We start from the raw sequence: 24,898 nt of genomic DNA, 5'->3' as shown, positions 1-24,898 counted from the left end.
GTGCACGGGAGGCAGGATCATGGGCGACAAGGCGAACGCACACCCTGGAGCCGCCGGCAGGGCTACGGCGGCCGACCACCCCACGTCCGTACGGAATGTGGTGCTGGTCGGCCACAGCGGTTCGGGCAAGACGACTCTGGTCGAGGCCCTCGCGCTGGCGGCGGGGGCGGTGAACCGGGCGGGCCGCGTGGAGGACGGCGGCACCGTCTCCGACTACGACGAGATCGAGCACCGGCAGCACCGCTCGGTACAGCTGTCCCTGGTGCCCGTCGAATGGGACGGCATCAAGATCAATCTGCTGGACACCCCCGGCTACGCCGACTTCGTCGGGGAACTCAGGGCCGGTCTGCGCGCCGCGGACGCGGCCCTCTTCGTCGTCTCGGCCTCGGACGGCGTCGACGGCTCCACCCGCATGGTGTGGGACGAGTGCGCGGCCGTCGGCATGCCGCGCGCGATCGTCGTGACGCATCTGGAGGCGGCGCGGGCCGACTACGAGGAGATGACGCGGATCTGCGCGGAGGCGTTCGGCGGCGACGACCCCGACGCCGTGCTCCCGCTGTACCTGCCGCTGCACGGGGAGCCGGGCCCGGACGGGCACGCGCCCGTGACCGGTCTGATCGGCCTGCTGACGCAGAAACTGTTCGACTACTCCACCGGGGAGCGCAAGGAGTCCGAGCCGGGCGGCGACGAGCTGCCGCTGATCGAGGAGGCACGCAACCGGCTGATCGAGGGGGTCATCGCGGAGAGCGAGGACGAGACCCTCATGGACCGCTATCTCGGCGGCGAGCAGATCGACGTCAAGACGCTCATCCAGGACCTGGAGCGGGCCATCGCGCGGGGCACGTTCTTCCCCGTCCTGGCGGCCGCCCCCGCCGCCGAAGGCGCCCGGCAGGGCCTCGGCACCGTCGAGGTGCTGGAGCTCATCACCCGCGGCTTCCCGACCCCGCCGGAGCGCCCGGCGCCCGCGGTGACCACGCTCGACGGCCGGCCGCGCGAGCTGAACCCGTGCGACCCGGACGGTCCGCTGGTCGCCGAGGTCGTGAAGACCGCGTCCGACCCCTACGTCGGCCGGATCTCGCTGGTGCGCGTCTTCTCCGGCACGCTGCGGCCCGACCAGACGGTGCATGTGTCCGGGCACGGGATGGAGGACCGCGGCCACGAGGACCACGACGTCGACGAGCGCGTCGGCGCGCTGTCGGCGCCGTTCGGCAAGCAGCAGCGCACCCTCAGCCACTGCATCGCGGGCGACCTCGCGTGCGTGGCGAAGCTGAGCCGCGCGGAGACCGGGGACACCCTGTCGTCGAAGGACGACCCGCTGCTCATGGAGCCCTGGCAGATGCCGGACCCGCTGCTGCCGCTGGCCATCCAGGCGCACAGCAAGGCCGACGAGGACAAGCTGTCGCAGGGGCTGGCCCGGCTGGTCGCGGAGGACCCGACCATGCGCCTCGAGCAGAACCAGGCCACCCACCAGGTGGTGCTGTGGGCTCTCGGCGAGGCGCACGCCGACGTCGCGCTGGAGCGGCTGCGCAGCCGGTACGGGGTGCAGGTCGACGTGGTGCCGTACAAGGTGTCGCTGCGGGAGACGTTCGCGGGCAGGGCTGCGGGCCGCGGCCGGCATGTGAAGCAGTCCGGCGGGCACGGGCAGTACGCCATCTGCGAGATCGAGGTCGAGCCCCTGCCCGGCGGTTCGGGCATCGAGTTCGTGGACAAGGTCGTCGGCGGCGCGGTGCCGCGCCAGTTCATCCCGTCCGTGGAGAAGGGCGTGCGGGCTCAGGCGGCCAAGGGGGTCGCGGCCGGTCATCCGCTCGTCGACGTCCGGGTCACCCTGCTCGACGGCAAGGCGCACTCGGTCGACTCCTCCGACGCGGCCTTCCAGACGGCCGGCGCCCTCGCGCTGCGCGAAGCCGCGGGCGATACGAGGATCCACCTGCTGGAGCCGGTGGCGGAGGTGTCCGTGCTGGTCGGCGACGACTATGTCGGGGCCGTGATGAGCGACCTGTCCGGGCGGCGGGGCCGCGTCCTCGGCACCGAGCAGACCAGCGGCGGCCGCACACTGATCAAGGCCGAGGTGCCCGAGATCGAGATCGGCCGGTACGCCATCGACCTGCGGTCGCTGTCGCACGGCACGGCCCGGTTCAACCGGCGGTACGCGCGCCACGAGCCGATGCCGCAACAGATCGCGGAGAAGGTACGGGAGGAGGCGCGCGCGGCCTCCTAGCGCGTGGCCTCGTGGCGCGTGGTCGCGTGGCCTCATGGCGCGTGGCCTCGCGGCGCGCGCCCGGCGCAGCCCGGTCGCTCCCTCGGCGCGCGTCGCGTCACGGCCCGCGCCGGAGCCTTCCGTTCGCCACGTGAAGCGCTCCCTCCCCCGGCGGGCGGCTTCGGCCGTCCGCCGACGGATGTCGGTGGCGGGGGATACGCTGATCATCGATCGGCGACCGATCAACAGGTGTGCGCCGTACGGAAGTCGGGAAGGCCGCAGGAGCGACAGTGCGGCGAGTGGGGGCGGGAATGACCGTTGAAGGCGGTTACGCGGACATCTTCGGTCCGCAGGTGCCGCGCACGGCCGGTGAGGGGCAGACGGCGACCTTCGCGCTGGCCTCGGCGGCCTATCGCGACAATCCGTACGAGGACATCAAGAAGGCCGACAACGAATGGCACAAGACGGATGTCAAGGCGGGCCGCGCCTGGGCGAGGATCTTCCGGCCGAACCTCGGTGAGGCGTTCTCGCGGGCCGTGGTCGACCGCATGCTCGGCGACGACCGCAAGCCGCTGATCCAGTCCTTCGGCACCGAGCCGCAGGTCGTCGTCGAGCACTGCCTCGCCGCCAACAACATCCGCAAGGCCCGGGACCGGACCCTCAGCGCGATCATGGTGGTCTGCGGTCTGCTGTTCCTGCCCGGACTCCTGGTGTGGCTGCTGGTCTTCACGCTGCGCACCACCATCGTCAAGCGGGACGCCAAGCGGGGCGGGGCGCTCGCCTCCGTGCTCCTCGTCGCGATGGGCGCGCTGGCCGTGCTCTTCCTGCTCAAGATGCCGTTCACCGGCATCTGGGCGTGGTACGCGCGCGCCTCGGTGGTGATGCCGGTCCTCGGCTGGTTCTGGGCCAAGCAGGTGTGCGAGCGCACCGCGCGGGACCTGCGGGAGCGCTGGGACAGCCTGCTCGCCGGCAGCAGCGTCGGCGCGAAGGTGCCGGAGGCGGTGCCGACCAGTCCCAACGAGGTCCAGGCCGAGCGTCTGCGCCAGGCCCTGGCCAGGCTCAGCGCCGAGCAGCAGTCCAACTCGGTCTTCTACGCCGGGCCCAAGGGCATACTCGGCATGGGCACCCGCTGGGGCAGCTGGCAGCTGGCCGAGGAGCTGGTGCCCGCCGACCCCGACCGCGAGATCCATCCCTTCCGCAGCTGGGACGTGATCCGCGCGATCCACCACCAGCTGAGCATGCTGGAGCGCGGCCCGCTGAACACCGGCGGTTTCCCGAAGCCCTCGATACGCCACTGGATCGTCACGCCGATCGCCGAGGGCGCCTCGGCGGTGTCCCGGCCGGAGGGCACGGACGTCGAGGCGTACCAGGTCAAGCCGCACGCGATACAGGAAATCTGCAACAAGCAGCAGTTCGGCAGCGGTGACCGGCACTACCTGGGCGTCCAGTGGACCCTGTGGGACGGCCAGCTGATCATCACCATGCTGATCACCGTGACCGTCCTGCACGAGACGCTGCGCATCGAGGTGACGGGCCACGCCCTCGGTCCGGTCAACGGGCTCTTCCAGGAGAAGCCCGAGGCGCCGACCAGGGAGGTCGCCAAGTCGCTGAAGCCGTGGGAGACCCGCTCGGTGAAGCTGCCGCTGGTCGGCACCGACGAGGTGGTGCGGCTGGCGGTGCGGGCCCCGCTCTCCTGGTATCCCCCGGCGCTGAACTGGCTGGGCGGGACGATCGCCCTGCCCGAGCCGTTCGGGCTGCGGCACGCCTGGGCCGACCAGCCGTGGCGGCACCGCTTCATGGCCGACGACGCGCTGCGCGCCGCCACCCCGGTGCTGCGGGCCGTGCACGCCTCGGCGATCAGGGTGCTCGCGGAGAACGGCGTGGACACCGAGAAGTTCGGTACGCGCTCGGCGTTCCTGAGCACGGCCGTACAGGACCCCTCGCCCCGCAAGGCGGACGTCTACGACGCGTAGGCGCTCCGGCGACGGGCCACTGGAGGGGGGCCGGGACCCGGCCCCCTCCCCCGCGGTCAGGCCGTCGGCCAGGCCTCCGCCAGCATCTTCCGCGTGTCCGCGAGGAGCTGCGGCAGCACCCGGGTGTGCCCGACGACCGGCATGAAGTTCGTGTCCCCGCCCCAGCGCGGCACCACGTGCTGGTGGAGGTGGGCGGCGATCCCGGCACCGGCGACCGTGCCCTGGTTCATGCCGATGTTGAAGCCGTGGGCGCCCGATGCGGTGCGCAGGGCCGTCATGGCCTGCTTGGTCAGCGCCCCCAGCTCGGCGGTCTCCGGCTCGGTGAGGTCGGTGTAGTCGGCGACGTGGCGGTAGGGCACGACCATCAGGTGCCCGCCGTTGTACGGGTACAGGTTGAGGACCGCGTACACCTGCTCGCCGCGGCGGACCACCAGCCCGTCCTCGTCGGACTTGGCCGGAATCGCGCAGAAGGGGCAGCCGTCGTCCGCTCCGGGACCGGTCGGCTTGTTCTCACCCTGGATGTAGGCCATCCGATGGGGCGTCCACAGGCGCTGGAACGCGTCCTGGATGCCCACTCCCCACTGCTGCTCCGGCTCACTCGTCATACGTGCAGCATATGGCTTCGGCCGTTCCCGGCGTGTCGCCGGGGCGTCCGGGCGGCGGCCACCGGCCAAGCTGGGCCCGTGGACGACGACAGCCCTCCCGCCCGCTGGGAGCAGCGCACCGAGATCCCGCTGTTCCTGGCGTCGCTCCTCTTCCTGGCCGCCTACGCCGTCCGCGTCCTCGCGGTGAGCGTGCCGCCGTTCTGGAAGGACGTGTGCGTGTACACGATGGCCGCGCTGTGGCTGCTGTTCGCGGTCGACTTCGTGGTGCGCCAGCAGCTCAGCGGGGAACGCTTCCTCCGCTTCGCCAGGACGCACTTCCTGCACACGGTCGTGGTGCTGCTGCCACTGCTGCGCCCGCTGCGGATCGTGCCGCTCTACGACGCCATCCAGCACCGGCAGGGAGGGCCCCGGCTGTCCCTGCACGCCCGGGTGGTCGCCTACGCGAGCCTGTCCACGCTGCTCCTCGGCTTCGCCGGGGCCCTGGCCGTCTTCCAGCAGGAACGCGGAGCGCCCGGCGCCACCATGCGGACCTTCGGCGACGCGGTGTGGTGGACGGCGGCGACCCTCAGCACGGTCGGCTACGGCGACATCGCGCCGGTGACGGCGGGCGGCCGGGCGATCGCGACGGTCATGATGGCCGGCGGGCTGGCCCTGCTCGGCGCGGTGACCGGGTCGTTCTCCTCCTGGCTGCTGCAGGTCTTCGCCCGGGAGGGCGACACGAAGCCCCCGGAGGGCTGAGCCTTCCGGGGGCCTCCTGAGCCGGTGGATCAGACCTGCGCCCGCTCCTCGACGACCTTCGCGATCTTGGCGATGGCCTCGTCGAACGGGATGCCGTTCTCCTGGGAGCCGTCGCGGTAGCGGAAGGAGACGGCGTTGTTCGCCATGTCCTCGTCGCCCGCGATGACCATGAACGGCACCTTCTGCTTCTGGGCGTTGCGGATCTTCTTCTGCATCCGGTCCGAGGACGAGTCGACCTCGACGCGCAGGCCCTGCTTCTTCGCTGCGGCGGCGAACTTCTCCAGGTACTCGACGTGCGCGTCGCCGATCGGGATGCCGATCGCCTGGACGGGCGCGAGCCACGCCGGGAAGGCGCCCGCGTAGTGCTCCAGGAGCACGGCGAAGAACCGCTCGATCGAGCCGAACAGGGCACGGTGGATCATGACCGGACGCTGCTTGGAGCCGTCGGCGGAGGTGTACTCCAGGTCGAAGCGCTCCGGCAGGTTGAAGTCGAGCTGGATCGTCGACATCTGCCAGGTGCGGCCGATGGCGTCCTTGGTCTGGACGGAGATCTTCGGGCCGTAGAAGGCGGCGCCGCCCGGGTCCGCGACCAGTTCCAGGTTCTGCTTCTCGGCGACCTGGCGCAGCGTCTCGGTGGCCTCCTCCCACGCCTCGTCGGTGCCGACGAACTTCTCCGGGTCCTTGGTGGACAGCTCCAGGTAGAAGTCGGTCAGACCGTAGTCGCGCAGCAGGTTCAGGACGAAGGTGAGGGTCCGGTCGAGCTCCTCGGCCATCTGCTCGCGGGTGCAGTAGATGTGCGCGTCGTCCTGGGTGAAGCCGCGTGCGCGGGTCAGGCCGTGCACGACGCCCGACTTCTCGTACCGGTACACGGTCCCGAACTCGAAGAGGCGCAGCGGCAGTTCACGGTAGGAACGCCCGCGCGCGTCGAAGATCAGGTTGTGCATCGGGCAGTTCATGGGCTTGAGGTAGTAGTCCACGCCCTCGTCGAGCTGCATGGGCGGGTACATGCCGTCGGCGTACCAGTCCAGGTGACCCGAGGTCTCGAAGAGCTTCCCCTTCGTCGCGTGCGGGGTGTAGACGAACTCGTAGCCCTCCTCCTCGTGCCGGCGGCGCGAGTAGTCCTCCATGACCCGGCGGATGATGCCGCCCTTGGGGTGGAAGACGGCGAGGCCGGAGCCGATCTGCTCCGGGATGGAGAAGAGATCGAGTTCGCTGCCGAGCCTGCGGTGGTCGCGCTTCTCGGCCTCGGCGAGGAACTCCAGGTACTGCTTCAGCTCGTCCTTGGACGGCCAGGCGGTGCCGTAGATGCGCTGGAGCATCGGGTTCTTCTCGCTGCCGCGCCAGTAGGCGGCCGCGTTGCGCATGAGCTTGAAGGCGGGGATCGCGCGGGTCGACGGCAGGTGGGGACCGCGGCAGAGGTCCTTCCAGCACAGCTCGCCGGTCTTGGCGTCGAGGTTGTCGTAGATCGTCAGCTCGCCGGCGCCGACCTCGACGTCCGCGCCGTCGTCGTGCGACGCCGCGCCCTTGAGGCCGATCAGCTCCAGCTTGTACGGCTCGTCCGCCAGCTCCTCGCGGGCGTCCTCTTCGGTGACGACGCGGCGCGCGAACTTCTGGCCACGCTTCTGGATCTCCTGCATCTTCTTCTCGATGGCCTTGAGATCCTCGGGGGTGAACGGCTTCTCGACGTCGAAGTCGTAGTAGAAGCCGTCCTGCACGGGCGGGCCGATGCCCAGCTTGGCCTCGGGGAAGAGCTCCTGCACCGCCTGGGCCATCACGTGCGCGGTGGAGTGGCGCAGGATGTTCAGACCGTCCTCGGAGGAGATCTCGACGCCCTCGACCTCCTCGCCGTCGGAGAGCACGTACGACAGGTCCTTGAGCTCGCCGCCCACGCGCGCGGCGATGACGGAGCGCTCGCCGGCGAAGAGGTCGGCGGCCGTAGTGCCCGTCGTCACCACGCGCTCTTCCCGCTCGGAATCGCGTTGGATGATCACACGGACGTCTGACACCGGTCTCTCCTGACTGAAGGTGGGGTGCGGCGCCATACCAGGAGCGCGCGCATGACTGCGATCGTACCGACCCGCGACCTCCGATCGCGAAACGGTTGCCCGCGGCCCCCTCCGGCTCCGGCCGCCGTCAGTCGCCGGTGTCCTCGCCCGCGCACACCTCTTCGAAGAAGTCCAGGTCCTCCTGGAGCGCCTTCATCAGCCGGTCCCGCTCGGCGTCGTCGACCTGGACCGGGACCACCTCCGAGGCCCCGGCCAGCCTGCGGAAACCGCCCCGGCTCTCCAGCCGGCCGCGCACCCGCACCGGCAGTCCGACGAGGTGCGCGTGACCGGCGATGCGGTACGCCTCCTCGTCCAGCGTCAGCCGGACGTGCGAGACCTCGGCGCCCGCGATGACGCGCAGCCGGACGGTGCCCTCCCCGCGGGTGCCGGTCCGGCGCATCCGCACCACGGCGCCGGTGATCCGGACCGGCACCGACGGCTCCTCGCGCAGATAGCGGGCCCCGGCCGCCCGCAGGACGGGCAGGTCGCCGGGCGAGAACTCGACGGGCTCGCCGTCGGCCGCGCAGTCCTCTGGGACGCCGGCGGCCGGCGCCCACGCCACGGCGACCCGCGCGCCCTCCGTGCCACGCACCAGGGCGATCAGTCCCTCGACCAGCTCCCGGCTGACGCCCGCCTCGACGGCCCCGTCGAAGGCGTCCATGGCACCGGTGGCCCGCTGGTAGTCGACGGCCTCGCGGGCCGCGTACAGCGCTTGGTGGAGACGTACGGCGAGGGGGCGGCCGGTGGCCACGGGCACGAAGGCGGTGAGGCCCCGGCCGTCGGGCGCGGAGCCGACGAGGACGTCCTCCAGCATGCCGACGGCCGCGCGGCGGTGCCGGGTGCCGTGGTATCCGGCCCGTCCGCGGGTGGCCAGTGCGGCGGCGAGCAGGGTGCGGCGGGCGGCGGTGCGCAGCTCCTCCTCGGCGGTCCAGGGCGCTGCCCCGGCCGGGCCGGCCGGGGCGTCCCGCCACCAGCGGACCTCGTCGCTGGGCACGGCGAGGCAGACCAGCACCTCGCGGGCGGCGGGCGTGCCGCTGCGGGACAGCGCGGTCAGCGCCTCGGCGAGCAGGTCGTCGCTGTCGGGGAAGGCGCGGGACTCCGGGACGAGCAGGCTGGTGCCGCCGCCCCCCGGTCCGGGCGGGGTCCAGCGGCCGTAGCGGCCCGCCGCTCCCCCGCGCCGCTGCCAGCCGTGCCGGCGCAGCAGGGCCGCGAGGACGGCGGGGTCGACGTCGCCGGGCTCGGGGGGCCGGTCCCAGGCCGCGTCGACGGGGTGGGGCCGGACCGGCCGGGCGGGCTCCTGGAGCGGGCGGTGCGTCATGGTCTGCCTCCGGTCCCGACCCGCGTCATGATCTCGCAGAGCGCCCGGTCGTCGAAGATGCGGGAGGTCGGTATCCGGACGGTGGTGCGGCGCCGGCCGGTGATCGCGTGACCGGCGAGATTGACCCAGTAGCAGCAGTGCCTCAGGTCGAGCCGGTCGTGTCCGGCGCGCAGCCACTGCTCCTGGGACCGGGGCACGATCATCACGACGAGGATCTTGTGCACCGAGACCGGGGTGCGGGCGAGCTTCGCCAGATGGGCGTTGTCGAGCGTGAAGGAGAAGAAGCGGCCGGGCGGATCGGGCGCCACCTGGTACGTCGCCTTCAGCTGCACCTTGATGGTGACCTCGTCGTCGACGGTGTGGCCGGGCGCGCTGTGGCTGACGTGCCAGTCGATGCCGTTGTCCGGGAACGGCTGGGACAGGGAGCATCCCGCCGCCGCGGCGACCGCGTGCAGATAGCCCACCTGCAGTGTCTCCATGCACGCGGTGGTGGCGAGTGAACCGCGAGGGGGGCCCGTCCGTTCGGGCAGCAGCCCGCCCCGCTCGGGCTGCGCAATCGCCATGACGAACAGCCTTCCAGGCAGTGTGAATCCCCGTGGCGGGTCGCTGAACTGCAAGGACCCGCACTCCTGTTGTGTCCTTCCGGCGTACGTCGCAAACGGCCCGGGTATCACCAAACGGGCAGAAGACGGTACGTCAGCTGCCATGGACGGACGAGGGGTTGAGCGGTATGGCGTGCTGGTACGAGGGCCCGCTGGCGGCATTCGACACGGAGACGACAGGCGTGGACGTCGAGACCGACCGGATCGTTTCGGCGGCCGTCGTCGTCCAGGACGCCCCGGGGACCCGGCCCCGGGTGACGCGTTGGCTGGTGAACCCGGGTGTCCCGGTACCGGAGACGGCGACGGCGGTGCACGGGCTGACGGAGGATCACCTCCAGCGCAACGGCCGCTGGCCGGCGCCGGTGATGCAGGAGATAGCCGAGGAGCTGGCGGTGCAGGCCGCGGCGGGCCGGCCGCTGGTGGTGATGAACGCGCCGTTCGACCTGACGCTGCTGGACCGCGAGTTGCGGCGGCACCGCGCCTCGTCGCTGTCCCGCTGGTTCGAGACGGCGTCGCTGACGGTGCTCGACCCGCGCGTCCTCGACAAGCATCTGGACCGCTACCGCAAGGGGCGCCGCACCCTGACGGACCTGTGCGCGCACTACGAGGTCGAACTGGCGGACGCGCACGACGCGGCGGCCGACGCCCTGGCGTCGCTGGAGGTCGTCCGCGCGGTGGGCCGCCGCTTCGCGGCCCGCCTGGAGCGGCTGTCCCCTGCGGAACTGCACACCCTCCAGGCGGTGTGGCACGCGGCACAGGCACGCGGTCTCCAGGCGTGGTTCGCGCGCAGCGGCACGGAGGAGTCGGTGGACCCGGCCTGGCCACTGCGCCCCGATCTGCCGGCGGCGGCCTGAACAGCGGAAAAGCCGGCCCGCGTCAAGCGGACCGGCTTTCTCCCGGTGGGCGATACTGGGTTCGAACCAGTGACCTCTTCGGTGTGAACGAAGCGCTCTCCCACTGAGCTAATCGCCCGGGAACGCACTGAACGATACAGGTCCCCGCGCGGTTCCTTCAAACCGCTTGCCCGCACTCGGCCAGGAACGCCAGCAGACCGCGGCGGCCCGCGCGCATCATCAGCCGGTGGTTGGCCCGGAAGACCGGCCGGCCCGGCACCGCGAACCGGCGCAGCAGCGGCTTGTTCACGTCGACGACCTGGTCGTAGCGGGCCAGGCACCCGGCGCCGTGGGGAGTGACCGTCCAGCGCGCCCAGCCGTCGAGGTCACCGGAGATGGCGATCTCCAGGACGCCGGCGGCGCGGTCGCGCCGGACCTCGCGGGCCGTGAAGGTGAGGTCGTAGGGCAGGAGGGACCTCACGGTGAGCACGCCGGTGGTGTCGTCGATCCGGTGCACCTCGCGGACCTGCGGCCACCAGCGCGGGTAGTCCTCGGCCCGCTCCAGCACCTCGTGGACGACGGCGGGGGGCGCGGGGAGTTCCCACAGGCTGCGGAAGCGGTAGTGGCTCCAGTCCATGGCCCGAGTGTGCCCCGTGGGAGCGGGTCCGCACCGGATCTGAGTACGTCCTCTGAGTACCCGCACTCATGCCGGGCGGGCGTGACGCGGATCACACTCCCGCCATGACGCACATTCCGCCACCCGCCGAGGAGTTGCGGCTCCTGGATCTCGAGCTGCGCCGACTGGACGCCCGCCGTGCCCAGTTGCTGCACCGGCGGGCCTGGCTGGTCACGGCCCTCAGCGCGGCCGCACCGCCGGCCCCGGCGCCCACCGCACCGCAGCGCCCGGAGGCCTCGGCGCCCCGCGTGCAGAACGTCCTGCTGCTGCTCGGCGGTGTCCTGCTCACCGTCGCGGCGATCGCCTTCACCCTGGTCAGCTGGGGTGAACTCGGCATCGTGGGGCGTGCGCTGGTGCTGGGCGCCGTCACCGCGGGGGTGCTCGCCGCGCCGGTGCCGCTGCTGAAGCGGGGGCTGCGCTCGACGGCCGAATCGGTGGCCGGCCTCGGGCTCGCCCTGACCGTGCTCGACGCGTACGCGCTGCACGAGGCGGCGCTGCCCGGCACGGACGCCACGGGGTACTCCGCCGCCGCCTCGGCGGCGCTCGCCGCCCTGTGGGCGGCGTACGGTCTGCTGCCGCGCGCCTCGGCGCTGCGACTGCCCCTGCCCGCGGCCCTGGTGGCCGCCCAACTGCCGCTCGTGCTCGGGGCGGTGGCCGTCGACGCGGGCCCGTTCGGCGTCACCCTGGCCGTGTTGGTGACGGCGGCCTGCGACACGGCGGTGGCGCTGCGGGGGTCGGCCGGGCCCGTCCGGCGGACCGCCGTCGTCGGTGCCTACGGCCTGGGTGCCTGGGGAGCGTGGGCCGCCGGCTGGCTGTCGTGGACGGCCACCGGCCCGAGCGCCGCCGCCCGTGCGGCGGCGCTCCTTCTCCTCGCGGCGGGCGTCGCGCTGACGGCGGCCCGGCATCCGTCGGCCGAGCGGCAGGCGGGCGGCCTGGCCGTCGCCGCCGGGCTCCTCATGGTCGCCGCGGCCGGCGGTGCGGTCCGGCCCGCGCTGCCCGCCGTGTGGACGGTGCCGGCGTATCTGGCCTGCGGGATCACCCTGCCGGCCGCGGTCCGGTCGGCCCGGCTGCCGCAGGCGGTGCGCCAGGGCCTGGTGCATGCCTCCGCCGCCGTACAGGGGCTGGCCCTGCTGTGGACGCTGCCGCTGGTGGGGGTCGCGCTCACGGGTCCGGTCGCCTGGGTCGAGCAGGTGTGGTCCGGGGCGCCCGGAAGTCTGCGTGCGGCGGTCACCACCGCTGTGCCGTGGCCCCCGTACTCCGAGACGGCGCCCGTCGTCCTGGTGGCGGTCGCCGGTGTCCTGGTCCTGGCGCGCGAGGCGGTGGGACGCGTCCGCGCACTGACCGGGGCACTGGTTCTCGGCTGGGCGACGGCGCTGGTGCTGCCGGCGGTGCTCGACGTCCCGTACGCCGTGGGCCTGGCGGCGCTCGGATGCCTCACCGCCGGGGCGCTCGCGGCGGCCACCTGGCCCCGGACGTCCGAGCGGCCCTTGTCCCTTCACATGACCGCGACGGTGCTCGCGCCGCTGACCACCGTGCCTCTCGTCCTGCTGTCCCTGGCCCGCCAGGACGCCACCCTCACCGTGACGGCCGCCCTCACCGCGCTGTTCGCGGCGGCGTCCCGGACGCCGCGTCTCGCGCCGGTCACGGCTCCGGCCGCCCTCGCGTACGCGACCGCGCTCGCCTGCGCGTCGGGGGCCGCGGCCGGCTGGCGTCCGCAGGACACCGCCGTGCTGGTCCTGGTCGTCCCGTTGGCGGCGGCCCTGCTCGCGGCCCGGCTCGGGGACATCCCCCGGGTGACGGTCCCGGTCGAGGTCACGGGTGCGGCGGCCGCCCTTCTCGCGTTCGGCCTGGCCGTCGTCTCCGGCGATCTGCCGATGCTGGCCCTCGTGCTGGCGCTGTGCGGGGTGATCGCGTCCGGGACCGCGCTGCGCCCGGACCGCCGTCCCGTCGCCTTCGCGGGCACCGCGCTGTTCGTGCTGGCCGCGTGGGTGCGCCTGGCGGCGTGGGACGTCGGCACACCGGAGGCGTACACGCTGCCGGTCACCGTCGCCGCCCTGCTCGTCGGCGCCCTCGGCAGGCGACGCGACCCGCGGGTCCCGTCCTGGACGGCCTACGGTCCCGGGCTCGCCGCCACGCTCGTGCCGAGCCTGCTGGCCGCCTGGGGCGACACGCACTGGGCGCGCCCCCTGCTGCTGGGCCTGGCCGCGCTGGCGGTCACCCTGCTGGGCGCCCGTCACCGTCTGCAGGCACCGCTCCTGCTGGGCGGCACGGTCCTCGCCCTGGACACCCTGCACGAACTCGCCCCGTACATCGTCCAGGTGACCGACGCGCTGCCGCGCTGGGTGCCGCCCGCGCTCGCCGGCCTCCTGCTGCTGGCCGTCGGGGCGACGTACGAGCAGCGCCTGAGGGACGCCCGGCGGGTGCGGGAGTTCCTGGGCACCATGCACTGACGAAGGAGTGGCGCAGGTACACGTCGCAGAGGTGACGCCGTGCATGCCGAAGATCTTGCAGCACATTCTCCGCGCCGTATTTGCGCAGGAATCCGATCGCATTCTGGAAGACGTCCGGCGGATTCCCTCCGCATGCCCGGGTGTTGAACTTCTTCCAGAAGTCCGTGTACGGCCGAAAGTCCACCTTGACCTTGATCTTCGGATACGTCTTCACGAAGATCGCGATGGTCCTGTCGATCCTTTCGGCGCGGTCCTCGACACCCGACGACGCATAACGGATCGTCACCATCCCCTCCGCGGCGGGCCCTCCGTCGCCGCCGGAGCCGGCGATGGCGGCGAGCCCCAGGACCATCCATGGCGCCCGCCGCCTTCAGGACGGTGCGCTGGCCGACCTTCTGGTTTCCCCACCCGGGCCTCCCCGCAGCGTCGCCGCCGTCATGAATCATTTTCAGCAAGCGCTCGCCGGCACGAGGCACGGAGGGCCGACGGCGCGTCGATGATGCGGACGGGAATTTCCGCGCGGCCCGGGAAGGCGGCCCGGGGGTTGTCCGGGGTACGACCGCACCGGACGGCCGGAGCCGCAGACGGAGCACGCGGCGGCGGCCGTCCCGGAAGGCGCCGGGCGGGGCCGGGAACCGCGCCCTCTCACGCCGACGGCCCGCCTGTGGTCTCACAGGCGGGCCGTCGGATCCGGGTGGGCGATACTGGGTTCGAACCAGTGACCTCTTCGGTGTGAACGAAGCGCTCTCCCACTGAGCTAATCGCCCCGGCGCAGGAAGAACATTACCCCATGTCAGGGGGTGCGGGTGACCGCCCCGGAACCGGCCAAGAGGGCATCCGCACCCCGCGCGCTCACTGGTCCTGGATCTTCCACGGCATGACGGCGCCGAACTTCCACACGTAGATCCCCACCAGCACGGCCATGATCACCAGGCCGATCGAGGTCAGAACGATGTTGCGCCGGCGCACCCTCGGGTCGAGCGCCTTATGCGCCGCCTCGGTGACCTTGCGCTTGGTCCAGCGCAGCACCAGCTGGGCCCAGACGAACTCGGTCGCCCAGACCGCCATGCCGCCGAAGATCACCACCCAGCCGGGACCGGGCAGGGGCAGCATGATGATGCCGGCCGCCACGATCGCGAGGCCGATGACGAAGACGCCGACCTGCCAGCTCAGGTGCAACAGGCGGCGCGCCTTGACGAACTCTGGCGCCCGGGACCCGAGGGCCGGCTCTCCATCGTCGCGCGCCTTGCTCACCCGCGCCCCTTCGGACGCCAGCACGGCGCCACCCGACTCGTCACTCCCCGTATTCATACGGCCAAACCCTACCGGACCGAATCCGGTCACCGAAATGGTCGTACCGCACGAACGGGTTCTCGGCCGGAAGAGTTACGTAATCCCACGCAAAACACTCAGAGGGGTTTACAACGGCACCGTAGGTGGCATGTCGATTTCGCCGACGTGCGAATCCCCGAGCGCACACTGAGCGAAAGGCCCTGGCGCTTATGAACACCACGGTCAGCTGCGAGCTGCACCTGCGCCTCGTTGTGTCGAGCGAGTCCTCCCTGCCTGTCCCCGCAGGCCTGCGGTACGACACGGCCGACCCCTACGCCGTGCACGCCACCTTCCACACCGGAGCCGAGGAGACCGTCGAGTGGGTGTTCGCCCGCGACCTCCTCGCCGAGGGCCTCCACCGGCCCACCGGTACCGGCGACGTCCGTGTCTGGCCGTCGCGCAGTCATGGTCAGGGGGTCGTCTGCATCGCCCTGAGCTCTCCTGAGGGCGAGGCACTGCTGGAGGCCCCCGCGCGAGCCCTGGAGTCCTTCCTGAAGCGGACGGACGCCGCCGTGCCCCCCGGCACGGAACACCGCCACTTCGACCTCGACCAGGAGCTCTCGCACATCCTGGCGGAAAGCTAGGGCGAGATCCCCGCAAGCCGCCCGGCGCCGTCGACTCGGGGTGACGGCTCGGGCCAGGACAACCGCATAGGCAGGCCACCGGCGCCGTCCTCGCTGTCGCGAGGGCGGCGCCGGTGTTCTCGGGGCCTGTGGGCGGTCCGAGGGCCGTGGTGCGCCGCCCGGGGCCCGAGGGCCGGTCCGCCGCCGTGGGAACCGTGAGCGCTCCTCGGGCGTTCTATTCGAAGCCGTGTGCGGACGACGGCGGTGTGCCGGCTGTGCGAGCCACTACCATCGGCCAGCATCGGCGGGCGCCCACGCCCACCTCCAGGCCAGGGAGCAGAACGTGCTGATCACCCATGACGCCCGGTGCGCACTCGATGTCGTGGTGGACCTGGTGAACACCGCGCCGGACGAGGACGGCGCCGCGGACGGGCTGTCGGACATCACTGCCCTCGCCGACTTCGTGCGAAAGCACGACATCAGCGATGTGGGGGTGCTGTCCGAGTTCGACCTGTCGGCGGTGCGCAAGGTGCGCGGACGGTTCGCGTCGATCTTCGCGGCGACGGATCCGCGGGCCGCGGCCGGGCAGATCAACGAACTCGTGGCGGCGGCGGGCACCACACCGCGTCTGACCGACCACGACGGCCACGGCTGGCATGTGCACTACTTCGCCCCCGGCGCCTCCGTGGCGGACCATCTCGCGGCGGACTGCGGCATGGCGCTGGCCTTCTTCGTGGTGGCCGGGGAGCAGGAGCGGCTGCGGCGCTGCGAGGCACCGGACTGCCGGCACGCCTTCGTGGATCTCTCGCGCAACCGTTCCCGCCGCTACTGCGACAGCCGTACCTGCGGCAACCGGCTGCATGTGGCCGCCTACCGGGCGCGCCGCAAGGAGGCCACCGGCTGAGACGCCGGCCGGGCGGAGTGTCGACGCGGGCCCCGGCGGGTGGCGCCGGGGACCGCGGGTACGGCTCAGAGCAGCAGCAGATCGTGCAGCGCAGCCATGAGCAGCAGACACCCGATCACCGCAAGGAAGATCATCAGCGGTGGCTGGGAAAGGGCGAAGAGGCACCCACGAGGCTCGTCCTGAGGTGGCGCGGCCTCGCTCTGTGTCGTGTCCAGCATCTCGCGGGCGATGATGGCGCAGATCAGCCCCGCTTCGCGATCACCGCGCCCGGAATGAGCGGGTGTTCGCCGTAATCCGTGATGTCCGGTCCGATTGGTGATCGTTCCGGGCCGGAGGGCGACCCACTGTGTCGCTTCCACCCGGTGTGCCCGGGTCAGATGCCGTGCTTCTTCAGGATGGCCTCGATGTCGCTGAAGTCGTCGGTGGGCTCCGCGCGCGGGGCGTTCGCGGGCCGCTTCGCCGGCTTGGACCCCTCCCCCAGCGAGGGCGCGGAGGCCGCCGGGGCCACCGCCTCGCGGCGCTCCGCCGCACGGGCCTCCTTGCGCTCCGCGCGGGTGCCGCCCCGGCGGCGCTCCACCGCACGGGTGCTCGCGAACAGCACCCAGGCCAGCCCGAGGACCCCGAAGCCCGCCCAGGCCGTCGGACTGAAGGCGGTGCCGGCCAGCCACTCCACGACACCGGTCATCACCAGCCCCAGAGGCACCAGCGCGTAGGCCGCGATGCGCGTGGCCGCGAGGAACCGCTTGCGGTACGCCGTGACCGCCGCGATGCCCAGGCCGGCCGCGGCGACGGCGGAACAGACGGTCTCGGCAATCATCCGGTCCTCCAGGCGGGCTGCGTGCGACAGGGCACTTCGTCCCTTCCATCCTGCACCGTCGCCACCTCGCGCGGCCACGGCTCGAGCCGACATCAGGGAGAACTCCGGGTCGTCTCCTCCGCAGGTGCCGGTCACGGGCCGGATTGGGCCCGCCCGGGCGGGGCTGGGAGACTGGCACCATGAACGACTCCTCCACCGAGCGCACCGCCGTCGTCCTCGACTTCTGGTGCGAGCTCCAGTGCCCCGACTGCCGCGGCGCCCTGGACGATCTGCGCGCCCTGCGCTCCCGCTACGGCGACCGGCTGGAGGTGCGGCTGCGGCACTTCCCGCTGGAGAAGCACAAGCACGCCTTCGCCGCCGCGCAGGCCGCCGAGGAGGCCCTGGAGCAGGGGCAGGGGTGGCCGTACATCGAGGCCGTGCTCGGCCGGGTCGAGGAGCTGCACCGCAAGGGCGAGCCCTTCCTGATCGAGGTGGCCCGGGAACTGGGCCTGGACGCGGAGGAGTTCGACACCGCGCTGGTCGACGGACGGCACATCCTGATCGTCGACGCCGACCAGGCCGAGGGCAAGGCGATCGGCGTGACCGGCACCCCCACGTATGTGATCGGCGGCGAGCGCCTCGACGGCGGCAAGAGCCAGGAGGGGCTGCGCGAGCGCGTCGAGGAGATCGCGGACCGGCTGCTGGAGGAGCAGGCGGGGCCTGACGGCCGCTAGAGCAGCGCCTTGTAGAGGGCGTAGACCGTCGTCTCGTAGCCGAGCGAGTCGTACAGCCGCTCGGCGGCGGTGTTGCCCGCGAAGACGTTGAGGCCGATCATCCGGTGCCCGGCGGCGATCGCCCGGCCCTCGGCCTGGAGCATCAGCGAACGGCCGTGGCCCCGGCCCCGGTGCTCCGGGCGCGTCTCGATGTCGTACACATAGGCCCGGCCCTGCCGGGTCCCGACCCACACGGTGCCCACCGGGGTCCCCGCGTGCTCCAGGACGTCGATGGTGGTGCCGGGCGTGCGGAGCCCCTGGGGCAGGAGTGCCTGGTGGTCCCGCCGCGACTTGGCCCGGGCCTCGTCCTCGGGGACGCCGCGCTCGACCCAGCTGCGGACGTAGTCCTCGTCGCTCTTGACCAGCCACGTCTCGTACTCGGACTCGGTCATGCGGCGCGCCCGGATGCCCGCCGGGAGCGCGGGCGGGGTCTCGCCGAGCGCCTTGGCCATGCCCCGGTTGCGCAGGAGGTAGCCGAGGGCGGTGACCAGGCGCAGCGCCGGGACGGCGTCCCCGGGGACCGTCACCTCGATGCGGTGGCAGCCCCAGCCGCGCGCCACCTCCTCCGCGGCGAGGGCGGCGACGGTGGCCCGCCCACGCCGCCGGTCGGCCTCCTCGATGCGCAGCTCCGTCATCCGGGCCACTCCCTCGCCGAAGACGGGGTGCGTGCCCAGGAGGAGGACGCCCACGGGGCGCCCGTTCACACACACCTGGAAGCGGCGCGAACGGGTCCCGTCGGCATGGTGCTGAAGCGGCTCGGTCGGCCGCAGGGTCGTGGTCATCCTGTGAGTTCTACCCAGCGGACCGGGCCCGCGGCAGCCGAATTCCCGGTCACGGGTCGAGGTCGTCGCCGGAGCGCTCCTCGAAGATCCGCATGGCCTTGGCGGTCACCGGCCCTGGCGCGCCCGGCAGTTCGCGGTCGTCGACGCGGTGCACGGCCTGCACGTCCCGCAGGGTGGAGGTGAGGAAGACCTCGTCGGCCCGCTCCAGGACGTCCAGCGGCAGGTCGGTCTCCTTGGCGCCGGTCCACTCGACGGTGAGGGCGCGGGTGATGCCCGCGAGACAGCCCGAGGCGACCGGCGGGGTGTGGATCTCCCCGTCCAGGACGACGAAGACGTTGGAGCCGGTGCCCTCGCAGAGCTGCCCGACGGTGTTGGCGAACAGCGCCTCGGAGGCGCCGCGTTCATGGGCGCGGGCGAGGGCGACGACGTTCTCGGCGTACGAGGTGGTCTTCAGGCCGGTGAGCGCGCCCCGCTCGTTGCGGGTCCAGGGGACCGTGATCACGGCCGTGCTGTCGGGGCGGCGGCTGGTCTCGCCGAGGGCGACGACGAGCGTGGGCCCGTGCTCGCCGCGGTCGGAGCCGAGCGGGCCCTGACCGCCGGTGTAGGTGATGCGCAGCCGGCCGAGCGGCATCGGGTTCGCCTCCAGGACGGCGGCGCAGGCCCGGCGGACCTCGTCGTGGTCGGGGGCGGGCAGGCCGAGCCCCAGCGCCGAACGCGTCAGCCGGTCGAGGTGCCGGGTCAGCGCGAACAGCCGGCCGTCCACCGCCTTCACGGTCTCGAAGATGCCGTCGCCCACGGTCAGACCGTGGTCGAAGACGGAGACGCGGGCGGTCTCGATGTCCTTCAACCCGCCGTCGAGCCAGATCTTCACGGTTGCAGTCCCTCTCCACTCACCTCGTACGTACCCGACGCTACCCCGAGCAGCCGGGACGCCTTCAGTTCGGTCTCCCGCCACTCGCCCTCCGGGTCCGACCCCCAGGTGATCCCCGCGCCGGTGCCGAAACGCAGCTCGCCCGCGTCCCGGTCGATCCAGAAGGTCCGTATGCCAACGGCCAGCTCGCCGGTGCCCCGGTCGGCGTCGACCCAGCCGACGCCTCCGCAGTACGGCCCGCGCGGCGCCGTCTCCAGCGCCTCGATGATCCGCAGCGCGCTGGACTTGGGCGCGCCGGTGACCGAGCCGGGCGGGAAGGCGGCGCCGAGGAGTTCGGGCCAGCCGGTGCCGGGGCGCAGTTCGCCGCGGACCGTGGAGACGAGGTGCACGAGCCCCGGGTGCTTCTCCACGGCGCACAGGTCGGGGACGGACACCGAGCCGGTGGCGCAGACCCGGCCGATGTCGTTGCGCACGAGGTCGACGATCATGACGTTCTCGGCGTAGTCCTTCTCCAGCAGGTCCGCCTCGGTGCGGCCGGTGCCCTTGATCGGCCCGGACTCCACGACACGCCCGTCGCGGCGCAGGAACAGCTCGGGCGAGGCGGTGGCGATCTCCACGCCGTGTCCCGGCAGCCGAATCGTTCCCGCATACGGCGCCGGGTTGCCGCGCGCGAGGAGGGCGGTCAGCGCGTCGACGTCGGCGTCCGCTCCGACGGGCGCGCTCAGCACGCGGCAGAGGTTGGCCTGGTAGACCTCGCCGGCCGCGATGTGCTCCCGGATGCGCCGCACCCCGGCCGTGTACGCGGCGCGGTCGAGGGACGACGTCCAGTCACCGGCCGCCGGCCCGGCCCAGGCGCCCGGCACCGGGGCGGGCACCTCCTCCCGCCGTACGTCGCGGAAGCGGGCGCAGGTCAGAGCGCCCTCGAAGTCGGCGCAGACGGCCCAGAAGCCGCTGGAGTCGAGGGCCGCGGGGTCGCTGGTGACGTCCAGGAGACCGGTGGCGACGCGGTCGCCGAAACGGGCGAGAGGCGGGAGGTCGTGCACGCCGTCGAGTCTATGGCCGGTGCTTCCGCGGCGACCTGGCCCTGTCCGCTGCGGACGGTTCCCCGGCTCGCCGAGCAGGTGAGGCGCAGCACGCTGCGCAAACGCGTTTTTGTGCTGGCCCCGGAATCCGCTAGAGTTCAACTCGTCGCCGGGCCGCGCGAGCGGAACGGAAACGTCAAGCGGACGTAGCTCAGTTGGTAGAGCGCAACCTTGCCAAGGTTGAGGTCGCGAGTTCGAGCCTCGTCGTCCGCTCGAAGGAACAAGGGGATCTTCCCGACCCCCTCACTCCTGGTGGAGTGGCCGAGAGGCGAGGCAACGGCCTGCAAAGCCGTCTACACGGGTTCAAATCCCGTCTCCACCTCCAAGGACGATTAGCTCAGCGGGAGAGCGCTTCCCTGACACGGAAGAGGTCACTGGTTCAATCCCAGTATCGTCCACTGGATCTTCGACGGAACGCCGAGGGTCTGACCCGCGCGATTAGCTCAGCGGGAGAGCGCTTCCCTGACACGGAAGAGGTCACTGGTTCAATCCCAGTATCGCGCACGCAGTGCCCACGGCCCCCGGGCCGTGGTCCCGAGGACGATTAGCTCAGCGGGAGAGCGCTTCCCTGACACGGAAGAGGTCACTGGTTCAATCCCAGTATCGTCCACACACCGAAGCCCCCGGTCGACGACCGGGGGCTTCTTCGTGGCCCGGCGGCTCAGCTGGAGAACAGCATGTGGCCGAAGCTCTTGTGGCGGCCGTGGCCGTAGTGGGCGCCGTGGCCGCCGTGCGGGGCACCCCACGCCGGGGCCTGCGGGGCCGCGGCCGGGTACGCCTGCGGAGCGGCCGGGGGCGGCGGGGCCGGCTGGGCCCACTGGGACTCCAGGCGGGTCAGGGCCTCCAGCTCGCCGTAGTCCAGGAAGATCCCACGGCAGCCACTGCACTGCTCGATCTGGACGCCGTTGCGGTTGTAGGTGTGCATCGGCGCATGGCACTTCGGACACTGCATCGTTCGGCTCAACTCCTCGCCGGTCGGTCCTGCTTCGCGTCTCGCCAGGACAGACTCTGCCCGGCTGCGGTCGGTTGCACCCTACTTCGCCTCTTCTCGGGCCAACTCCGCAGGGACGGAAGCCATTCGGTCACAGGCGTCCACCAGGCACTGCTCGACCTCGTCCAGCGGACGGCCCCCGGCCCGGGCCTTGGTGATCGCCCTGGCGGCCGTCTGCACGGTGAGGGCGCGGGCCGGGACGTCCAGCGCGGGCCAGGGGTCGCCCGCGTCGGGGACCGCGGTTCCGCCGGCGGCCCGGTAGGCGGTCAGAAAGCGGCTCCACTCGTCGGGCGGGAGCAGTCCGCAGGCGTACCAGGCGGCGGGGCGGCCCAGGTCCCAGGCGGGTACGCCGGTGCCGAGGTCGTCGACGTCGATCAGCAGCCATGGCCCGTCGGGCGCCGGGTGCCGGACGAGCTGGCCGAGGTGGAAGTCGCCGTGGCACAGGGCGCCCGGGGCCGGCTGCGGGGCCTCGGCGCGGGCCCAGGGCGGGAGGGTGTCCCAGGCGCGCAGGACGGCGGTGACCGCCGCGCGCGGGGCGGCGGTGGCGGAGCGGAGCCGGGTCACGGCGCGGGCGGCCTTCACCGGTCCCCGCATGGCGGGCAGGCCGGCCGGGGCGGGCGTGCGGTGCAGGCCGGCGAGCAGCGCGGCCGCCTCCTCCCAGGGCGCCGCGTCGGGGTCGGCCGGGTCCACGGGGCGGCCGTACGGCCAGCAGGTGACGAGCCGGCCGTGCAGGTCGGCGGGCGCGGGGGTGAGCGGGGCCAGGAGGAGGCCCGGGAGCCGCGCTGCGGCGGTGAGGCGGGGGACCAGGTCGGCCGGGGTGCTGTCCGGGGGGTGCGCCTTGGCCACGGTGCCGGCGTGGCGGACGACCGTGGCGTCGGGGCGGTCGGCGAGGGTGACGTCCGTGCAGGCGCCGCAGGCCGGTGCGAGGGAGTGGGCCGTGGCCTCGGCGCGCGCGGCGAGGTCGGGCAGGAGGCGGTTCGGCGTCACGGGGTCCCTCGCAGGCGGGTCGGCTGGGGCGAGCGTACGCGTCCGCCGGTGGTGCCGGGCAACAGCAGTGCCGGCGCAGCTCCCCAGCTGCGCCGGCATCTGTGCCGTCCGCCGCACCCCCGTCCCCACGGGGTTTCATGGATGGATGTCCCCGCCCGGACCGCTCTTCCGGGCCTGGGGTCGCCGCTCAGCGCCCCAGCATCACACCCACGGACGACGCCTGTGTGGCCACCGTCTCCCACCCGTCGAAGACGAGGAGGAGCAGGGCCGCCAGGGGAAGGGCCATGAGTGTCGCCACCAGCGGGTGGCGGCGGCCCTGGCGGCGGGGGCGCGGCATGAGGCGCGCCTGCGTGCGGATCAGTGCCCGCGGTGCCGTCTGGGCCATGGTCCCTCTCCTGACCTGTGTCGGATCCGGTCGGCAGCGGCGGGCGTCTGACCTCGGGGGACGAGTGCTGCACCCGCCGCTTGACCTCAAATCTAGGCGCGTGCCCCCTTCCGCACGTCATGCCCTCGTACCGATTGGCGGGCCTCCCGGAGGATGAGCCCTCGCGGGCGGAGTACTCCCCTGGGTGGAGATCGGCGCGCGGGTCTCGGGGTCTTCCCGGAGGGGACGTCCGCTCCGCCCGTTTTCTCCGGGGTGTCCGCCGGGGGGGTCCGGCAGGCTCCACCGGGTGACTTCTCTCACTCGGTGTCGGCCGACGGGACCGCGATCCTCCGGTGGCGTCCGCCCCCGCCCGCCGTCGCCGGTCCGCCACGGCCGGCGTCCCGCTCCCCCGTCTCCCTCGCCGGGTCCCTGCCCGGCGTGGCCCCAACCTCCCCAGCTCCATTGTGGGTTGACACCGACGGAGGGGTGAAGTCGCCTTGCCCGTCAGCTCTCTGACCGCCTTTCACCTTCGCGGCAGGCGCCCGACAATCCACCGGACCGAGAGGGCGCGGCCTCTGCGCACGGCGGCCCGTGGAAACGTAAGCTGTGGCACGTCACACGGACCGGGCAGCGGGGATGAACATGGCGATGATGCGCCTGAGGCGCGAGGACCCGCGCGTCGTCGGATCGTTCAGGCTTCACAGACGGCTGGGCGCGGGCGGGATGGGCGTTGTCTACCTGGGCTCCGACAAGAAGGGGCAGCGGGTCGCGCTCAAGGTGATCCGGCCCGACCTGGCCGAGGACCAGGAATTCCGCTCCAGGTTCGCGCGGGAGGTCTCGGCGGCGCGGCGGATCCGGGGCGGGTGCACGGCCCGGCTGGTGGCCGCCGATCTGGAGGCGGAACGTCCGTGGTTCGCCACGCAGTACGTGCCCGGCCCCTCCCTGCACGACAAGGTCGCCGACGAGGGCCCGCTCGGGGCCGCGGAGGTCGCCGCCGTGGGGGCCGCCCTGTCCGAAGGGCTGGTCGCGGTCCACGAGGCGGGGGTCGTGCACCGGGATCTGAAGCCGTCCAACATCCTGCTGTCCCCCAAGGGGCCGCGGATCATCGACTTCGGCATCGCCTGGGCCACGGGTGCCTCGACCCTCACCCACGTCGGCACGGCGGTCGGCTCGCCCGGTTTCCTCGCCCCGGAGCAGGTGCGCGGCGCCGCCGTCACCCCGGCCACGGACGTCTTCTCCCTGGGCGCCACGCTCGCGTACGCGTCGATGGGTGACTCGCCGTTCGGGCACGGCAGTTCCGAGGTGATGCTGTACCGCGTCGTGCACGAGGAGGCGCAGCTGCACGGTGTGCCGGACGCCCTCGCGCCGCTCGTGCGCGCCTGTCTGGCGAAGGACCCCGGGGAGCGGCCCAGCACCGTCCAGCTGTCGCTGCGTCTGAAGGAGATCGCCGCCCGGGAGGCTCAGGGGCTCGGGGACGTGCGCCCGCCGGCGCAGCGCGCCGCCGAGGCGGACCGGGTCACCGGACGGCTCGCCGACACGTATCCGGAACCGCAGCGGGTGCAGCGGCGCTCGCCGGGCACTCCCCCGCCGCGGGGGGCGGCCGGACCGCGCGGCGCGGGTACGGGCCGGGTGCCCGGTCCCGCCCGGGACGGTTCCGCGCCGAGGACCGGTGGCGGCTCCGCGTCCCGCGCGGGTTCCCGGCCGATGCCCGCGCCGCGCGGCGCCCCGCGCAACGGTGGCAGGCCCGCGACACGGGGCGGCTCCGGCCGTACGGCTCCGCGGAACACCGGGACCGGGCGCCGGCCCGCCAATCCGCAGTTGCTGCGGCAGCGGCTGTTCGTGTTCGTCGTGGTGACGCTGCTCGTGGCGCTGGGGATCGCGGCCGCCCAGGGCTGCCAGGGTCCGGACCGGGGCCTCGGTGGCACCGGCGGCGGGCGTCCCGTGCAGGAGCGGGTCGCGCCGGACCACGGGACGATGGACGAGCGGTACTCCTCGGAGTTCGAGATCCCGGAGTAG

The 24,898-nt window shown here is 72.9% G+C and carries 23 protein-coding genes, 7 tRNA genes and 1 pseudogene; 14 read left to right on the top strand and 17 right to left on the bottom strand.

Annotation, left to right across the window (positions count from 1 at the left end; genetic code table 11):
- The first annotated feature begins 19 nt into the window (after positions 1–19).
- Positions 20–2,218 (top strand): elongation factor G-like protein EF-G2, encoded by a 2,199-nt coding sequence (locus tag ABZ899_RS03810; protein ID WP_361340229.1) that lies wholly within the window; start codon positions 20–22, stop codon positions 2,216–2,218.
- 290 nt (positions 2,219–2,508) lie between these two features.
- Entirely contained in the window at positions 2,509–4,170 is a 1,662-nt protein-coding gene (locus tag ABZ899_RS03805) for a hypothetical protein (protein ID WP_361340227.1), read from the top strand.
- Between the two features lie 56 nt (positions 4,171–4,226).
- On the opposite strand, the gene ABZ899_RS03800 is transcribed toward ABZ899_RS03805, so the two are convergent.
- The gene (locus ABZ899_RS03800) at positions 4,227–4,775 is read right to left on the bottom strand and encodes an HIT domain-containing protein (RefSeq protein ID WP_361340225.1); all 549 of its coding nucleotides are present in this window, start codon (positions 4,773–4,775) and stop codon (positions 4,227–4,229) included.
- Positions 4,776–4,853: 78 nt separating this feature from the next.
- On the opposite strand from ABZ899_RS03800, the gene ABZ899_RS03795 reads away from it, so the two are divergent.
- Positions 4,854–5,513, top strand: a complete 660-nt coding sequence (locus tag ABZ899_RS03795; RefSeq protein WP_361340223.1) for a potassium channel family protein — start codon at positions 4,854–4,856, stop codon at positions 5,511–5,513.
- A gap of 29 nt (positions 5,514–5,542) precedes the next feature.
- Here the strand turns inward: ABZ899_RS03795 and thrS are convergent, their stop codons facing one another.
- The 3 genes from thrS to ABZ899_RS03780 form a co-directional block, all read right to left on the bottom strand.
- A complete protein-coding gene (gene thrS, locus ABZ899_RS03790) occupies positions 5,543–7,519 on the bottom strand; it encodes a threonine--tRNA ligase (RefSeq protein ID WP_361340220.1) in 1,977 nt (658 codons plus the stop codon).
- Between the two features lie 127 nt (positions 7,520–7,646).
- Entirely contained in the window at positions 7,647–8,876 is a 1,230-nt protein-coding gene (locus ABZ899_RS03785) for a hypothetical protein (protein WP_361340217.1), read from the bottom strand.
- Positions 8,873–9,439, bottom strand: a complete 567-nt coding sequence (locus ABZ899_RS03780; RefSeq protein ID WP_283289814.1) for a DUF4365 domain-containing protein — start codon at positions 9,437–9,439, stop codon at positions 8,873–8,875. Before ABZ899_RS03780 ends, ABZ899_RS03785 begins: the two co-directional genes overlap by 4 nt.
- Before the next feature lie 167 nt (positions 9,440–9,606).
- Between ABZ899_RS03780 and ABZ899_RS03775 the strand changes: the two genes are divergently transcribed.
- Complete coding sequence (locus ABZ899_RS03775) at positions 9,607–10,332, top strand: 3'-5' exonuclease (protein WP_361340570.1); 726 nt, start codon at positions 9,607–9,609, stop codon at positions 10,330–10,332.
- Positions 10,333–10,378: 46 nt separating this feature from the next.
- On the opposite strand, the gene ABZ899_RS03770 is transcribed toward ABZ899_RS03775, so the two are convergent.
- Positions 10,379–10,450: transfer RNA gene (locus ABZ899_RS03770), tRNA-Val, on the bottom strand.
- Between the two features lie 39 nt (positions 10,451–10,489).
- On the bottom strand, positions 10,490–10,948 hold the full coding sequence (locus tag ABZ899_RS03765; RefSeq protein ID WP_361340214.1) for an SRPBCC family protein: 459 nt from the start codon (positions 10,946–10,948) through the stop codon (positions 10,490–10,492).
- Positions 10,949–11,052: 104 nt separating this feature from the next.
- On the opposite strand from ABZ899_RS03765, the gene ABZ899_RS03760 reads away from it, so the two are divergent.
- On the top strand, positions 11,053–13,437 hold the full coding sequence (locus tag ABZ899_RS03760; RefSeq protein ID WP_361340211.1) for a hypothetical protein: 2,385 nt from the start codon (positions 11,053–11,055) through the stop codon (positions 13,435–13,437).
- A gap of 49 nt (positions 13,438–13,486) precedes the next feature.
- On the opposite strand, the pseudogene ABZ899_RS03755 reads toward ABZ899_RS03760, so the two are convergent.
- The 3 genes and pseudogenes from ABZ899_RS03755 to ABZ899_RS03745 all read right to left on the bottom strand — a co-directional run.
- Positions 13,487–13,883, bottom strand: a pseudogene (locus ABZ899_RS03755) (extracellular solute-binding protein); the annotation flags it as partial.
- A gap of 249 nt (positions 13,884–14,132) precedes the next feature.
- Positions 14,133–14,204 (bottom strand) — tRNA-Val (locus tag ABZ899_RS03750).
- A gap of 85 nt (positions 14,205–14,289) precedes the next feature.
- Positions 14,290–14,748, bottom strand: coding sequence for a TIGR02611 family protein (locus tag ABZ899_RS03745; protein ID WP_361340208.1), 459 nt, complete (start codon positions 14,746–14,748; stop codon positions 14,290–14,292).
- 191 nt (positions 14,749–14,939) lie between these two features.
- On the opposite strand from ABZ899_RS03745, the gene ABZ899_RS03740 reads away from it, so the two are divergent.
- Together ABZ899_RS03740 and ABZ899_RS03735 are read left to right on the top strand one after the other, a co-directional pair.
- The gene (locus tag ABZ899_RS03740) at positions 14,940–15,353 is read left to right on the top strand and encodes an SsgA family sporulation/cell division regulator (protein WP_004002642.1); all 414 of its coding nucleotides are present in this window, start codon (positions 14,940–14,942) and stop codon (positions 15,351–15,353) included.
- A gap of 322 nt (positions 15,354–15,675) precedes the next feature.
- Positions 15,676–16,236 (top strand): CGNR zinc finger domain-containing protein, encoded by a 561-nt coding sequence (locus ABZ899_RS03735; protein WP_361340205.1) that lies wholly within the window; start codon positions 15,676–15,678, stop codon positions 16,234–16,236.
- Positions 16,237–16,301: 65 nt separating this feature from the next.
- Here ABZ899_RS03735 and ABZ899_RS03730 read toward each other — a convergent pair whose 3' ends face one another.
- Together ABZ899_RS03730 and ABZ899_RS03725 are read right to left on the bottom strand one after the other, a co-directional pair.
- Positions 16,302–16,595, bottom strand: coding sequence for a hypothetical protein (locus tag ABZ899_RS03730; RefSeq protein ID WP_361340584.1), 294 nt, complete (start codon positions 16,593–16,595; stop codon positions 16,302–16,304).
- Positions 16,596–16,609: 14 nt separating this feature from the next.
- On the bottom strand, positions 16,610–17,053 hold the full coding sequence (locus ABZ899_RS03725) for a hypothetical protein (protein ID WP_361340202.1): 444 nt from the start codon (positions 17,051–17,053) through the stop codon (positions 16,610–16,612).
- Positions 17,054–17,232: 179 nt separating this feature from the next.
- Between ABZ899_RS03725 and ABZ899_RS03720 the strand changes: the two genes are divergently transcribed.
- Entirely contained in the window at positions 17,233–17,766 is a 534-nt protein-coding gene (locus ABZ899_RS03720) for a DsbA family protein (protein ID WP_361340199.1), read from the top strand.
- Here the strand turns inward: ABZ899_RS03720 and ABZ899_RS03715 are convergent.
- Genes ABZ899_RS03715 through ABZ899_RS03705 form a run of 3 tightly spaced genes read right to left on the bottom strand, consistent with a single transcriptional unit; the run spans position 17,763 to position 20,501 of the window.
- A complete protein-coding gene (locus ABZ899_RS03715) occupies positions 17,763–18,587 on the bottom strand; it encodes a GNAT family N-acetyltransferase (protein ID WP_361340196.1) in 825 nt (274 codons plus the stop codon). The two genes, ABZ899_RS03720 and ABZ899_RS03715, sit on opposite strands and share 4 nt — an antisense overlap.
- 49 nt (positions 18,588–18,636) lie before the next feature.
- Positions 18,637–19,458 carry an aminodeoxychorismate lyase gene (locus ABZ899_RS03710; protein WP_151783093.1) on the bottom strand — a complete coding sequence of 274 codons (822 nt, stop codon included), beginning with the start codon at positions 19,456–19,458 and terminating at the stop codon, positions 18,637–18,639.
- Complete coding sequence (locus ABZ899_RS03705) at positions 19,455–20,501, bottom strand: chorismate-binding protein (protein WP_361340193.1); 1,047 nt, start codon at positions 20,499–20,501, stop codon at positions 19,455–19,457. The genes ABZ899_RS03710 and ABZ899_RS03705 overlap by 4 nt, the downstream gene beginning before the upstream one ends.
- Positions 20,502–20,680: 179 nt before the next feature.
- On the opposite strand from ABZ899_RS03705, the gene ABZ899_RS03700 reads away from it, so the two are divergent.
- The 5 genes from ABZ899_RS03700 (at position 20,681) to ABZ899_RS03680 (ending at position 21,150) form a co-directional block, all read left to right on the top strand.
- Positions 20,681–20,753: transfer RNA gene (locus ABZ899_RS03700), tRNA-Gly, on the top strand.
- A 38-nt stretch (positions 20,754–20,791) separates the two neighbouring features.
- A tRNA-Cys gene (locus ABZ899_RS03695) sits at positions 20,792–20,865 on the top strand.
- Between the two features lies 1 nt (position 20,866).
- Positions 20,867–20,938, top strand: a tRNA-Val gene (locus tag ABZ899_RS03690).
- Positions 20,939–20,972: 34 nt separating this feature from the next.
- Positions 20,973–21,044 (top strand) — tRNA-Val (locus ABZ899_RS03685).
- 34 nt (positions 21,045–21,078) lie between these two features.
- Positions 21,079–21,150 (top strand) — tRNA-Val (locus ABZ899_RS03680).
- Positions 21,151–21,201: 51 nt separating this feature from the next.
- Here the strand turns inward: ABZ899_RS03680 and ABZ899_RS03675 are convergent.
- From ABZ899_RS03675 to ABZ899_RS03665, 3 genes are all read right to left on the bottom strand, one after another.
- Positions 21,202–21,492 (bottom strand): zf-TFIIB domain-containing protein, encoded by a 291-nt coding sequence (locus tag ABZ899_RS03675; RefSeq protein WP_361340190.1) that lies wholly within the window; start codon positions 21,490–21,492, stop codon positions 21,202–21,204.
- Positions 21,493–21,573: 81 nt separating this feature from the next.
- Positions 21,574–22,518: an aminoglycoside phosphotransferase family protein gene (locus ABZ899_RS03670; protein ID WP_361340187.1), complete on the bottom strand. Its 945-nt coding sequence runs from the start codon at positions 22,516–22,518 to the stop codon at positions 21,574–21,576.
- A 187-nt stretch (positions 22,519–22,705) separates the two neighbouring features.
- Positions 22,706–22,903: a hypothetical protein gene (locus ABZ899_RS03665; RefSeq protein ID WP_361340185.1), complete on the bottom strand. Its 198-nt coding sequence runs from the start codon at positions 22,901–22,903 to the stop codon at positions 22,706–22,708.
- Positions 22,904–23,518: 615 nt separating this feature from the next.
- Here ABZ899_RS03665 and ABZ899_RS03660 point away from each other — a divergent pair.
- A complete protein-coding gene (locus tag ABZ899_RS03660) occupies positions 23,519–24,898 on the top strand; it encodes a protein kinase (protein ID WP_361340567.1) in 1,380 nt (459 codons plus the stop codon).

The sequence above is a fragment of the Streptomyces sp. NPDC046859 genome (genome assembly GCF_040645135.1).
Lineage (GTDB): Bacteria > Actinomycetota > Actinomycetes > Streptomycetales > Streptomycetaceae > Streptomyces.
The sequence above is the reverse complement of the archived record's forward strand: the minus strand, read 5'-3'. Positions and strand labels throughout refer to the sequence as shown.